The 12,789-nt window shown below is 65.5% G+C and carries 10 protein-coding genes; 5 read left to right on the plus strand and 5 right to left on the minus strand.

The window, feature by feature from the left end; translation table 11 throughout:
- Positions 1 to 5 precede the first annotated feature (5 nt).
- From cobO to RO07_RS06815, 4 genes are all read left to right on the plus strand, one after another.
- A complete protein-coding gene (gene cobO, locus RO07_RS06800) occupies positions 6 to 653 on the plus strand; it encodes a cob(I)yrinic acid a,c-diamide adenosyltransferase (protein WP_039414533.1) in 648 nt (215 codons plus the stop codon).
- A gap of 137 nt (positions 654 to 790) precedes the next feature.
- Positions 791 to 1,813, plus strand: coding sequence for a nicotinate-nucleotide--dimethylbenzimidazole phosphoribosyltransferase (gene cobT, locus RO07_RS06805; RefSeq protein ID WP_052267537.1), 1,023 nt, complete (start codon positions 791 to 793; stop codon positions 1,811 to 1,813).
- Entirely contained in the window at positions 1,810 to 2,679 is an 870-nt protein-coding gene (locus tag RO07_RS06810; protein ID WP_084072483.1) for an adenosylcobinamide-GDP ribazoletransferase, read from the plus strand. The genes cobT and RO07_RS06810 overlap by 4 nt, the downstream gene beginning before the upstream one ends.
- A complete protein-coding gene (locus RO07_RS06815; protein WP_039409213.1) occupies positions 2,670 to 3,266 on the plus strand; it encodes a histidine phosphatase family protein in 597 nt (198 codons plus the stop codon). The genes RO07_RS06810 and RO07_RS06815 overlap by 10 nt, the downstream gene beginning before the upstream one ends.
- Before the next feature lie 37 nt (positions 3,267 to 3,303).
- On the opposite strand, the gene RO07_RS06820 is transcribed toward RO07_RS06815, so the two are convergent.
- Entirely contained in the window at positions 3,304 to 4,176 is an 873-nt protein-coding gene (locus RO07_RS06820) for a cobalamin-binding protein (RefSeq protein WP_052267538.1), read from the minus strand.
- A 362-nt stretch (positions 4,177 to 4,538) separates the two neighbouring features.
- Between RO07_RS06820 and RO07_RS25810 the strand changes: the two genes are divergently transcribed.
- A complete protein-coding gene (locus RO07_RS25810; protein WP_157118196.1) occupies positions 4,539 to 4,703 on the plus strand; it encodes a hypothetical protein in 165 nt (54 codons plus the stop codon).
- A 9-nt stretch (positions 4,704 to 4,712) separates the two neighbouring features.
- Here RO07_RS25810 and RO07_RS06825 read toward each other — a convergent pair whose 3' ends face one another.
- The 4 genes from RO07_RS06825 to RO07_RS06840 form a co-directional block, all read right to left on the minus strand.
- Positions 4,713 to 6,203, minus strand: coding sequence for a hypothetical protein (locus RO07_RS06825; protein ID WP_147284537.1), 1,491 nt, complete (start codon positions 6,201 to 6,203; stop codon positions 4,713 to 4,715).
- Between the two features lie 449 nt (positions 6,204 to 6,652).
- Positions 6,653 to 8,305 (minus strand): hypothetical protein, encoded by a 1,653-nt coding sequence (locus RO07_RS06830; RefSeq protein WP_147284536.1) that lies wholly within the window; start codon positions 8,303 to 8,305, stop codon positions 6,653 to 6,655.
- Between the two features lie 525 nt (positions 8,306 to 8,830).
- Positions 8,831 to 9,640 (minus strand): hypothetical protein, encoded by an 810-nt coding sequence (locus tag RO07_RS06835; RefSeq protein WP_039409217.1) that lies wholly within the window; start codon positions 9,638 to 9,640, stop codon positions 8,831 to 8,833.
- A gap of 899 nt (positions 9,641 to 10,539) precedes the next feature.
- Positions 10,540 to 12,312, minus strand: coding sequence for a hypothetical protein (locus tag RO07_RS06840; protein WP_147284535.1), 1,773 nt, complete (start codon positions 12,310 to 12,312; stop codon positions 10,540 to 10,542).
- Positions 12,313 to 12,789 lie beyond the last annotated feature (477 nt).

Below are 12,789 nucleotides of genomic sequence, written 5' to 3' on the forward strand. Positions count from 1 at the left end.
TGTCCATGACACAAGAGCTCCCGCCCTCCTCGAACGACACGACCGCTGACGAAGACGGCCGCAACGAACGGCATCGCGCGCGCATGGTGCGCAAGAAGACGGTCATCGACGACAAGATCGCACAGGCGCAACGCGACTGTGGTGTGATCGTCATCACGACCGGCAACGGCAAGGGCAAGTCGAGCTCGGGCTTCGGCATGGTCGTCCGCGCGATGGGGCATGGCATGAAGACCGGCGTCGTGCAGTTCATCAAGGGCGCGATTCCCACGGGCGAGGAGAAATTTCTGCGCCGCTTTCCCGAGGCATGCGAATTCCACGTGATGGGCGAGGGCTACACGTGGGAGACGCAGGACCGCTCGCGCGACATCGCCAAGGCGGAAGCCGCGTGGGAGCAGGCGCGGCGCATGCTGCGCGATCCGTCGTTCGGACTGGTGTTGTTCGACGAGTTGAACATCGCGCTCAAGCTCGGCTATCTCGACGTGAACGCAGTCGTGGCCGACCTGCAGGCGCGCCCCGAAATGCAGCACGTGGTGATCACCGGACGCGGCGCGCCGCAGGCGCTCATCGACGCGGCTCACACCGTGACCGACATGACACCCGTCAAGCACGCGTTCGCGCAAGGCATTCGCGCGCAGAACGGCGTGGAAATGTAGTTTCCGGCAGTCTTTGACCGAACGATTCAGGAAGTCCCAGCATGACCGCACCCCGTGCCACCTCCCGCCCCGTATTCCGCGACTCGCTCAGCCCGTCGCTCGTCGAGCTGCTCGATGTCGCCGCGCCGCCCTCGTCGATGGACGACGCGCTGCAGCACGCCATCGACATCAAGACCAAGCCGCCCGGCAGCCTCGGCGTGCTCGAGCGCGTAGCGCGCCAGGTCGGCCGCATTCAGCGGAGTGTCATGCCCGAACTCGCGCGCCCGGCCATGCTTGTTTTCGCGGGCGACCATGGCGTCGTGGCCGCAGGCGTGAGTCCGTATCCGCAGGCGGTCACCGCGCAAATGGTGCTTAATTTCCTGCGTGGCGGCGCGGCCATCAACGTCTTCTGCCGCACGCACGGCATCGAGCTCGAAGTCGTCAACGCGGGCGTGGCCGCCGATTTCCCGGCGCATGCGTCGCTGGTCGACATTCCCGTGGCGCGCGGCACGCAGAACTTCCTCGAAGCCCCGGCGATGACGCACGAGCAAGTGGAAACGGCGCTGTCGGCCGGGGCCGCGCGTGTCGTGCTGCACGCGTCGCGCGGCACGCGCATGATCGGGTTCGGCGAGATGGGCATCGGCAATACGTCTTCGGCAGCCTGCCTGATGCAGCGGCTCACGGGGCTGCCGCTGGCGGCCTGCGTCGGTCGCGGCACGGGTTTGGACGCCGCCGGACTCACGCGCAAGACACAGGTGCTGGAGCGCGCGCTGGCCGCGCATCCCGCCACGGGCGAGCGTGTGGATGCATTGCAGACGCTCGCGACCTTCGGCGGCTTCGAGATCGCGATGATGACGGGTGCGTATCTCGCGGCGGCAAAGCTCGGTCTCGTCATCGTGGTGGATGGTTTCATCAGCACATCGGCGCTGCTGGTCGCGTCGCGTCTGGCGCCGGCGGTGCTCGACTACTGCGTGTTCGCGCATGCGTCGGACGAGACCGGTCATCGCGCGATGCTCGACGCGCTGAACGCGAAGCCGCTGCTGCAGCTCGGGCTGCGTCTGGGCGAGGGCACCGGCGCGGCGCTGGCCATGCCGTTGATCCAGGCCGCCGCCGCGTTCCTGCGCGAGATGGCGACGTTCGAAGGCGCAGGCGTCAGCGACCGCGAGGTCCCGGCGCCATGAACGAAACGCCCCCGGATCCCTCACGCGACGCAGACGCGTCCTCGCGCGAACCGGGGCCGCGCGACGAGGCCGCGCATACGGAGGCGTCGTGCGCGCCGTTCGACGGCTTTGCGGGGCAGTGGCGCCTCATCCTGACCGCGCTTGGCTTTTTCACCCGCGTGCCGATCCCGGAGTGGGTCGGCTACTCGCCGGCGCAGTTGAATGCCGCGACGCGTTATTTTTCGCTCGTCGGCGTCTTTGTGGGAATGGTCGTCGCGTTGCTCACCGTCGCCATGGGCCGGCTCTGGTCGCCGCCGCTCGCGATCGCACTCGGCCTGGGTGTCAGCGTGTGGCTCACCGATGCGTTCCACGAGGATGGGCTGGCCGATTCGGTCGATGCATTCGGTGGCGCGTTCGCCCGCGAGCGCGTGCTGGAAATCATGCACGACTCGCGCATCGGGACGTATGGCGCCGTGGCGCTATGGCTCGCCCTCGCGATCAAATGGCAGGCACTCGTCGACATTCAACGTGCCGTCGGTTGGGCCGGCTTCGCCGTCGTGCTGATCGGCGCACATGCGGCGAGCCGCTGCATGGCGATCAGCCTGCTGCGAACGCTCGACTATGTTCGTACGGAGGGCAAGGCCAAGCCGATCGCGCAACGACTCGGCGCGAGCGATCTGCTGTTCGGTGTGGCGTGCAGCGTGCCGTGGGGCGTATGGCCGGACTGGCGTGCGGGCGTGACCGGCGCGGTTGTGCTGGTCGCGGTGCGGGCCGGCTTCGTTCGCTATCTGCGCCGCAGGCTCGGTGGCTACACAGGCGATGCATTGGGCTTCGCCCAACAGCTCGGCGAGCTCGCGCTGTATCTCACGGTGTGCGCATGGATCTGATACTGATGCGGCATCCGCCGCCCGGCGTGGCGCCGAACCTGTGCTACGGCCGCACGGACCTCGACGTCGACGTTTCGCGCTTCGACGCGACTGTCGCCTCGATGCAGGCCCGGCTGACAATGCTGCTCGACGGCCGTCGCCCGACAGCGATTCACAGCAGTCCGTTGCAACGTGCCCGCCGTGCCGCCGATGTCATTGCCGCGTCGTTCGATCTGCCGGTGACGGAGGATGCGCGTCTGGCCGAAATGGACTTCGGTGTGTGGGAAATGCGCCCGTGGGACGCCATCGACGGAAACGAACTGGAGGACTGGGCGCGCAATGTGGCCACGTTCTCGCCACCGGGGGGCGAGTCGGCGCGCGATATCGTTTTGCGCGTGGATGGGTGGGCGAGGGCGCTGCTCGGCGTCGCGGGCGACGACGACCTGCACGTTGCCGTGGCGCATGCCGGTCCGATTCGTCTGCATGTCGCCACGGCGCTGCGGTTGCCGACGACGTCGTGCCTGTCCTGGACGCTCGATTTCGGCGGCATCTGCCATCTTCACATCGGCCGCGAAGGCCATGCCCGCCTGATCCGCTGGAACGCTTGAGGCGTCCGACGCCAACGCAAGGCGCCGGCGCAGGACCTCAGCGGGCTGCAGACGGCGTACGCCGCGAGCGCGCGATGTCGAGGTCTTCGCACATGACGCGGGCGCCGTCGAGAATGCGCGGCCCGGGGCGATTGATCAGATCGCCGTCGATGCCGAACAGGTTGTTGTGCGTTACCGCCGGCAGTTGCGGCCACTTGCGCCAGCTCTCGAGCGTCGCGAGCGGCTTGTCGGACTGCGTCGCGCCCGGCGTCGCGGTAAACATCGCCTCCGGACGCTTGGCCAGCACGGCCTCGACGGACACGCGCGGCACGAGCGGCGCTTCGTCCGCGAACACATTCACGCCGCCGCACAGCCGGATCACATCGCTCACCATGTGCGTGCCGTTGAGCGTCATGAGCGGTTGCGTCCACACCTGATAGAACACCGTAACCGGTGCGCGCGAGGCGTATTGCTTGCGCAGCGCTTCGTAGCGTGCGCGAAATGCGTCGGCCGACGCATGCGCTTTCGCGGGCGTGCCGGCGAGCGTGCCGATACGCTCGATGGCGTCGGGCAGATCGGTCAGGTGTTTCGGCTCCGAATAGAACACCGGCAGCTTGAGTTGACGCAGGGCTTCGACCTGGCGCTGCGAGTTGCCGTGCATCCACACGACAAGCAGATCCGGCTTGAGTGCGAGAATGCGCTCCAGGTCGAGCGCGCTGTTGTCGCCCACGCGGGGAATGCGGCGCGCGGCTTCAGGGTAGTCGGAGTATGCCACCGTCCCCACGACGTGATCGCCGGCCCCCGCGGCGAACAGCAGTTCGGTGGCGTGCGGGGCGAGGCTCACGATACGCTGCGCCGGTGCGGCGAGCGTGACGGTGGCGCCCGTGTCGTCCTTGACAGTGATGGCGGCGTGGGCGCTCGGCGAGGTCATGCCCGCCACGGCAAACGTGAGCAGGCTTGCGCCAAGGGCAGTCAGGAGACGGAAGGTGGGGGATTTGAGCGACATCGGGACGGGCGGAGAACGGTGGGCGAGAATGGAGGTGCGGCGCTGGCACGTGCAGCCGGATCGCCGCCGGACTCGCCATTCTCGACGCCTTGCGCCGCGCGGGCAAGGGTTCGTCGCACCGAGACGGTGAACCGCGCTCACGCTGCGGTTGTCGAACGACGCGTGGCGGGGTGTCGCCTGCCGTGCCTTTCGGGAGGCGGCAGTGGTACTGGGAATGGCGCGTTGAGCGCCTCGTTGACATGTGCGGGGCGCCTCAGGTCCCGGAGAACAACCAAGGAGTCGTAGCCGTGAAGCGAAAATTCGGAATGATGAGCGCGCTGGTGCTCGGCCTGGCAACGATGCTCGGTGCATGCGCCGCGCCTGACGGTCGCGGCGGCGCGAGTGCGGCAAGCGGCACCAGCAAGGTTCAGGCGTACGGCGTGATCGATGGCGGCGTCACGGTGGTGAAGTGACGGGCTGCTTCACGATGGCAGCGTGCCGGCCTTGCGGAGTCGCTCTTCGCCGCGCACGGTCAGCGTGCCGTCTATATGAAGGTAAGTTCTCAGCGCCCCGGTTGAGACGTTGTACTGTCTGGCCAGGCCGTCGAGCCCGCCAGCGGCCTCGATCCCCGACGGGCCGAGGGTCGCCCACTGTCGCAACATGGCGAGGGGGATCGCCCGCCTCCAGTTCGGGTTGAGCCGGTCTTCGGCGCGCTGGGACAGGCGGCCGTCCGCACGAAGGTAAGTTCTCAATGCGACAACCGAGACGTTGCTCTGTCTGGCCAGTGCGTCGAGCCCGCCAGCGGCCTTGATCCCCGCTTCGCCGAGGGTCGCCCACCGCCACAACATGTCGTTGTTGATCTCCACTTTCCCTTCCGGGTTGAGCCGGTCCTCGCCATACTGAGTCAGCGTGCCGTTTGCGCGGAGGTAATTTCGCAGTGCCCCGACTGAGATGTTGTTCTGCCCAGCCAGACCGTTGATCCCGCCCGCAGCCTTGATCCCCGCACGGCCGAGGGTCGCCCACTGCCGCACCATGTCGGCGGTGATCTCCGCTTTCTCTTCCGGGTTGGGGCCTGGGGTGAGTCGGTCCTTGCCTTGCTGGATCAGTGTGCGGTCTGAACGAAGGTAATTCCCCTGTGCCGGAGTCGAGACGTCGTTCCGCCTGGCCAGACCGCCGATCCCGTTTGCGGCCCTGATTTCCGCCGGGTCCAGGGCTGCCCGCTGTCGCAGCATGTCGTCTGTGATCCTCGTTTTTCTGCCCGGGTTTAGCCGGTTCGCGCCGCGCTGGCGCAGCGTGCCGTCTGAACGAAGGTAATTTCTCAGTGCAGCAAATGAAACGTTGTTTTTTCTGGAAAGACCGATGAGCCCGCCCGCGGCCTGGATCCCCGCACGGCCGAGGGCTACCCACTCTCGCAACATGTCGTCAGTGATCTTGGCTTCCCCGTCCGGCGCGCCAGTCTCTTGTCGAAGGATCCTGGCCGGGGGCGGCATGAAAGCTGTGCTCCTTCCACGGCTTGCGTCGTGTGGCGCCGAGCGCTCTTGCGCTGCGCTGTTCGAGGCGATTTCCAGTGTTGTGAGAGGGCGGCGTCGCTGGACCGAACTCGATGGTCCGTCGGCCCACGTCCCGACATGGGTCGGCAGCACCGGTGCTGCCGCCATGTCCAAGTTTCCTTGCACCCACGCCATGATGAGCGGCGTTGCCGAGGGGGACGGTCGTTGGACTGGACCCGACGACATGCAGGCTAAAGCTCCGGTATTGGCATCCGGCGCGGGCATGCCGAATTGGTAGTCCAGCAGCCCATCCAGTACTTGCGGCGTTGCGGAGGGCGGTGGCCGTGGGATGAAGTCCGGCGAGGCGTCCGCCGCCCAGGCATGGCAGGGCGGTTGCGTTTGCGCCCCAGCCTGATCTGCCTGATGCACCCAGCGGACATCGGCGCCGACGGTGGACAACTGCATCGACGTCGACAGGCTCATGGTCCCTGGAGCCGGTCCGGCGCCCGTCATTGTTCTGAGCGGCGGCAGAAGTTGAGCCAAACTCGGCGGCATACGGGGCCATCCATCGGCACGGTGCACCTCATGCACGTCGGCGGCAAGGGGGGACGGCTGGGTTGAAGTCCAGGTTGACGGAGCAGACTGCGCCGACGTGCAAGTCGTCACGGGAAGCTGGGAGCACAGGGCCCCAGCACCAGGAACGGGACACATTGAATTGATCTCAGGGAAGCGCTTTCGATCGCGGCGCGCAGTCCGCCGCAGGCTTCCGATTGTCGCAGAGGCTCACCTGTCCCACATGCACAAATCGCTCTTTGGCGGCGTTGCAGGAACCCGCAAGGTTCGGGCGCACGGCGCGATCCGTGCGGCAAGAACGCGCGGCATGGCGTGAGGCCGGGATGTCGAGACAGGAGCCGGGGCCGCGTTCACATTGGCTACATGTCCTTGCAGAGCCGCTCCTTGCCGCGCACGGTCAGCGAGCCGTTTGCACGAAGGTAAGCTCTCAGTGCCACGGCTGAGACGTGGTTCTGTCTGGCCAGGCCGTCGATCCCGCCAGCGGCCTTGATTCCCGCCGGGCCGAGGGTCGCCCACTCTCGCAGCATGGCGACGCTGATCCCCATTTTCCCGCCCGGGTTGAGCCGGTCCTCACCGCGCTGGGTCAGCGAGCCGTCTGCACGAAGGTAAGTTCTCAGTGACACCATTGAAACGTTGTACCCCCTGGACAGGCCCTTGAGCCCGCCCGCGCGCTGAATCCCCGCACGGCCGAGGGTTGCCCACTGCCGCAACATGTCGTCGGTGATCTCCACTTTCCCGCCTGGGCTGAGCTTGTCCTCGCCGTACGGGGTCAGCGTGCCGTTTGTGCGGAGGTAATTTCTCAGCGCCCCGGCCGAGACGTTCTTCTGTGCGGCCAGACCCTCGATCCCGCCCGCAGCCTTGATTCCCGCACGGCCGAGGGCCGCCCACTGTCGCAACATGCCGTCGGTGATCTCCGCTTTCCCGCCTGGAGTGAGCCGGTCCTGGCCGTGCTGACTCGGCACGCCGTCTGCATGAAGAAAACGTCTCGGTGCCCTGACCGAGACGTTGTTCCGTCTGGCCAGACCGTCGACCCCGCCCGCCGCCTCAATCCCCGCCGAGCCGGGGGCCGCCCTCCGTTGCACCATGTCGTCGGTGATCGCCACTTCCTCGCCTGGGTTGAGCCGCCGCTCACCGTAACGGGTCAGCGAGCCGTCTGCCCGAAGGTAAGCTCTCAGTGCTACAGCCGAGACCTTGTTCCTTCTGGCCAGTTCGTTGACGCCGCCAGCGGCGTTGATTCCGTCAAGGCCGAGGGCCGCCCACTGTCGCAACATGTCGTCGGTGACCCGCGCTTTTCTGCCCGGGTCGAGCCGGTCCTCGCCGCGCGGGGTCAGCGTGCCGTCTGCTCGAAGGTAATTTTTCAGTGCCGCAACCGTGACATTGTCGCGTTTAGCCAGGCCTTCGCGCCCACCCACGGTCTTAAGCCCTGCCGGGCCGAGGGCTGCCCACTGCCGCAACATGTTGTCGGTGACCTTCGTATTCCCATTCGACGCGTCAGTCTCTTGACGAGGGAATTTGGTCGGCGGTGGCATGCAAACTGCGTCCCTTCCACTGCCTGCGTCGCGTGGCGCCGAACGCTTTTCCGCTTCGCTGTTCGAGGTGGCTTCCAGCGTTGCGAAGGAACGCGGTTGGGGGACCCAATTCGATGCGCTGTCGGCCAGCGTTTCGACATTGACCTGCGGCGCCGGTGCGGCCGCCATGTCCATGTTCTCTTGCAGCCACTCGACTATTAGCGGCGTTATGGAGGGGGACGGTCGTTGGATTGACCCCGACGGCATGCAGGCTAAAGCCTCGGTATTGGCATCCGGCGCGGGTATGCCGTATTGGTAGTCCAGCAACCCCTCCAGTACTTGCGGTGTTGCGGAGGGGGGCGGCCGCTGGACGAAGTCCGGCGAGGCGTCTACCGCCTCCGCATGGATGGGGGGGGGCGTTTGCATCCCAGTCTGATCAGATTGATGCACCCAGCGGACATTGGCGCCGACGGTAGTCAACTGTGTCAATGTCGACTGGCTCATGGTTTCCGGGGCCTGTCCGGCGCCCGTCATTGTTCTGATCGGCGGCAGAAGTTGCCCCAAACTCGGTGGCATACAGGACCATCCATCGACTTGGCGCACCTCATGCACGTTGGCGGCAAGGATGGACGGCTGCGTTGGCGTTGACGTTGACGGAGCAGACGGGACCGACGTGAAAGTCGTCAAGGAAAACCGGGAACAGGGAGCCTCAGCGCCAGGAACGGGACACATTGAATTGATCTCAGGGAAGCGCTTTCGATCACGGCGCACCTGTCATCGTCGCAGTCCACCGCAGGCTTCCGATTGTCGCAGAGGCTCATCTATCCCACATGCACAAATCGCTCTTTGGCAGCGTTGCAGGCGCCCGCAAGGTTCCGGCGTACGGCGTGCTCGATGGCGGCGTCACGGTAGTGAAGTGCGGGCCGTTGAAGTTCGGCGACGACCAGGAGGCGAACGTCAAGTACCCGGTACAGGAAAGATCGGCACGGCGTGAAGCTAAGGTGTTCAGGCAGGACGCCGGGCTGCGATTCACATGGGCAGCATGCCAGCCTTGCGGAGCCGTTTTTCGCCGCGCGAGCTCAGCGTGCCGTTTATACGAAAGTGAGCTTTCAGTGCCCCAGCGGAGACGTTGTGTCGCCTGGCCAGACCCTCGATCCCGCCCGCGGCTTTAAACCCCTCCGGGCCGAGGGTCGCCCACTGCCGCAACATGGCGATGCTGATCTCGACTTTCCCGTCCGGGTTGAGCCGGTCCTCGCCGCATTGGCGCAGCGTGCCGTCTGCATGAAGGTAGGTTCTCAGCGCCACAATTGAGACATTGTGCTGTCTGGCCAGGCCATTGATCCCGCCTGCGGCGTGAATCTCCTCCGGCCCAAGGGTCCTCCATCGCCGCAACATGTCGTCGGTGACCTCCGCTTTCCTGCCTCGGTCGACCCGCTCCTGGCCGTACTGGGTCAGCGTGCTGTCTACACGAAGGCAATTTCTCAGTGCCACAACCGAGACGTTGTTCCGCCTGGCCAGGCCCTCGAGCCCGCCTGCGGCCTTAATCCCCTCACGGCCGAGGGTCGTCCACTGTTGCAGCATATCGCCCGTGATCTCCACTCTTCCGCCTGGGTTGAGCCGGTTCTGGCCTTGCTGGGTCAGCGTGCCGTCTGCCCGAAGGTAATTTCTCAGCGCCCCGGCCGAGACGTTGTACTGCTTGGCCAGACCATTGATTCCACCCGCGGCCAGGATCCCCGCACGGCCGAGGGCCACCCACTCTCGCAGCATGTCGTCGGTGATCTTCGCGCTTCCGCCCGACACGCCAGTCTCCTGCCGGGGGATTTTGACCGAGGGCGGCATGAAAACTGCGTTCCTCCCATGGCTTGCGTCGTGTGGAGCTGAACGCTTTTCCGCTGCGCTGTTCGAGGTGACTGCCGGTGTTGCGAAGGAAAGCGGACGCAGGGCCGAACTCGACGGCGTACCGGGTTCCCAGGTGCCCTGCAGTGCCTGTCGAATGACTAGCGGTGTTTCGGGAGGCGGTGGTCGTAGCGCTGGACTCGACGGTATGTCGGGTGCGAGGCCGTTGTATTGGTAATCCAGAACCCTATCCAGTATTTGGGGCGTTGCGGGAGGCGGCGGTCTTGGGACGAAGTGCCATGAGGTGCTCACCGCCCAGGCATGGATGGGCGGTTCCGTTAGCGCTCCGGTCTGATCTGCCTGATACACCCGGTGGACATTGGCGCCAACGGTAGTCGACTGCGTCGATGTTGACGTCGACTGGCGCACGAATCCAGGGGCCGATCCGGTGCCCGCCATCGTTTTGAGGGGCGAAAGGAATTGACCCAAGCCCGACGGCATACGGGACCATCCGTCAACCCGATGCACTTCGCACACGTCGGCGCCAAGGGGGGATGGCTGCGTTGACGTTGAGGTTGACAGTGTCGACTGCGCCGACGTGAAGGTCGCCACGGGAGGCCGGAAGCGCGGGGGCACAGCGCCAGGAACGGGATGCATTGGATGTATCTCAGGGAAGCGCTTTCGAACGCGGCGCGCCTGTCGTCGTCGCAGCCTGCCGCGGGCTTCCGATTGTCGCAGAGGCTCAGCAACCCAACATGCACAAATCGCTCTTGCGGGGCACCGCGGAAGCCGCCGGGATTCCTGGCGGCCTTCCTCTATGCCGGGCAAATCACCGAAGACGTGAGCAAGAAAGCGCGGAACAGCGTGGGGCGGGGATGTCCAGACAGGAGGCAGGGCTGAGTTCACACTGGCCACATACCAGCCTTGCGGAGTCGCTGCTTGCCTTTCAGGGTCAGCGTGCCGTCTGCATAAATGTATTTTCCCAGTGCCACAATAGAGACATTGTCCCGCCTGGCCAGCCCCTCGAGCCCACCCGCAACCCTGATCTCTGCCTTGCCGAGGCCCGCCCACTGTCGCAGCATGTCGTCGGTGATCTTCACTTTCCCGCATAGCCGGTTTTCGCCGCGCTGGGTCAGCGAGCCGTCTGCACGAATCACACCTCTCAGTAGCGCAACCGAGACGTTGTTTCGTCTGGCCAGGCCGTCGAGTCCGCCCGCGGCCTCGATCCCCGCCGGGCCGAGGGCCGCACACTGTCGCAACATATCGGCGGTGATCTCCACTTTCCCTTCCGGATAGAGCCGGTCCTCGCCGCGTTGGGTCAGCGTGCCGTCTGCACGGAGGTAAGTTCTCAATGCCGCAACGGAGACGTTGTTCCGACTGGCCAGCTCGTTGATTCCGCCCGCGGCCTCAAGCCCCGCCGGGCCGAGGGCCGCCCACTGTCGCAACATGTCGTTGGTGATCTCCACTTTCTCGTCAGGGTCGAGCCGGTCCTTGCCGTGCTGGCGCAGCGTGCCATCCGCACGAAGATAAAGTCTCAGTGCTGCAACCGAGACGTGGTTTCGCCTGGCCAGCCCGTCGATTCCGCCCGCGGCCTCAAGCCCCGCCGGGCCGAGGGCCGCCCACTGTCGCAACATGTCGTTGGTGATCTCCACTTTCTCGTTAGGGTCGAGCCGGTCCTCGCCTCGCTGGGTCAGCGAGCCGTCTGCACGAAGGTAAGCCGTCAGTGCCACAACTGAGACATTGTGCTGCCTGGCCAGCCCCTCGAGCCCGCCCGCAGCCCTGATCTCCGCCTTGCCGAGGGCCGCCCACTGTCGCAACATATCGTTGGTGATCCTCGCTTTTCTGCCCGGGTTGAGCCGATCCTCGCCGCGCGGGGTCAGCGTGCCGTCCGGGCGAAGGTAGACTCTCAGTGCTCCAAATGAAACGTTGTTTCGCCTGGCCAAGCCATCGAGCCCGCCTGTGGCCTTCATTCTCTTCGGGCCAAGGGTTGCGCACTCTCGCACCATGTCGCCAGTGATCTTGGCTTTCCTGTCCGACGCGCCAGTCTCTTGTCGACGGATCTTGGCCGGGGGCGGCATGAAAGCTGCGCCTCTTCCACGGCTTGCGTCGAGTGGTGCCGAGCGCTTTTCCGCTGCGCTGTTCGAGGCGACTTCCCGTGTTGTGAGCGACGGGCGTTGCTGGACCGAACTCGATGATCTGTCGGCCCATGCTCCGACATTGGCCGGCAGTACCGGTGCGGCCGCCGTGTCCATGTTTCCTTGCAGCCACTCGACTATTAGCGGCGTTATAGAGGGGGGCGGTCCTTGGACTGACCCCGACGGCATGCAGGCTAAAGCCCCGGTATTGGCATCCGGCGCGGGCACGCCGTATTGGTAGTCCAGCAACCCATCCAGTACTTGCGGTGTTGCGGAGGGTGGCGGTCGCTGGACTGACCCCGGTGGCATGTACGCCCAGGCATTGGCATCTGGTGTGGGCACGCCATATTGGTAGTCCAGCAACCTATCCAGTACTTGCGGCGTTGCGGAGGGCGGTGGCCGTGGGACGAAGTCCGGCGAGGCGTCCACCGCCCAGGCACGGAAGTGCGGTTGCGTTTGCGCCCCAGCCTGATCTGCCTGATGCACCCAGCGGACATCGGCGCCGACGGTAGTCAACTGCATCGACGTCGACAGGCTCATGGTCCCTGGAGCCGGTCCGGCGCCCGTCATTGTTCTGAGCGGCGGCAGAAGTTGAGCCAAACTCGGCGGCATACGGGGCCATCCATCGGCACGGTGCACCTCATGCACGTCGGCGGCAAGGGGGGACGGCTGGGTTGAAGTCCAGGTTGACGGAGCAGACTGCGCCGACGTGCAAGTCGTCACGGGAAGCTGGGAGCACAGGGCCCCAGCACCAGGAACGGGACACATTGAATTGATCTCAGGGAAGCACTTTCGATCGCGGCGCGCAGTCCACCGCAGGCTTCCGATTGTCGCAGAGGCTCACTTACCCAACATGCATAAATCGTTCTTTCGGGGCGTTGCAAAGGTCTTTGCGCGACTATTGCATAGGATGGCTCAGCGCAAGACGAATGGCTCGCCTTGATGGCGGACATCCACCCCTTGCGACATCCGTAGCGACAGAGAAATCACTCGCGTAAACGGCAGCGCCCCCTGACT

The sequence above is a fragment of the Pandoraea pulmonicola genome, assembly GCF_000815105.2.
Lineage (GTDB): Bacteria > Pseudomonadota > Gammaproteobacteria > Burkholderiales > Burkholderiaceae > Pandoraea > Pandoraea pulmonicola.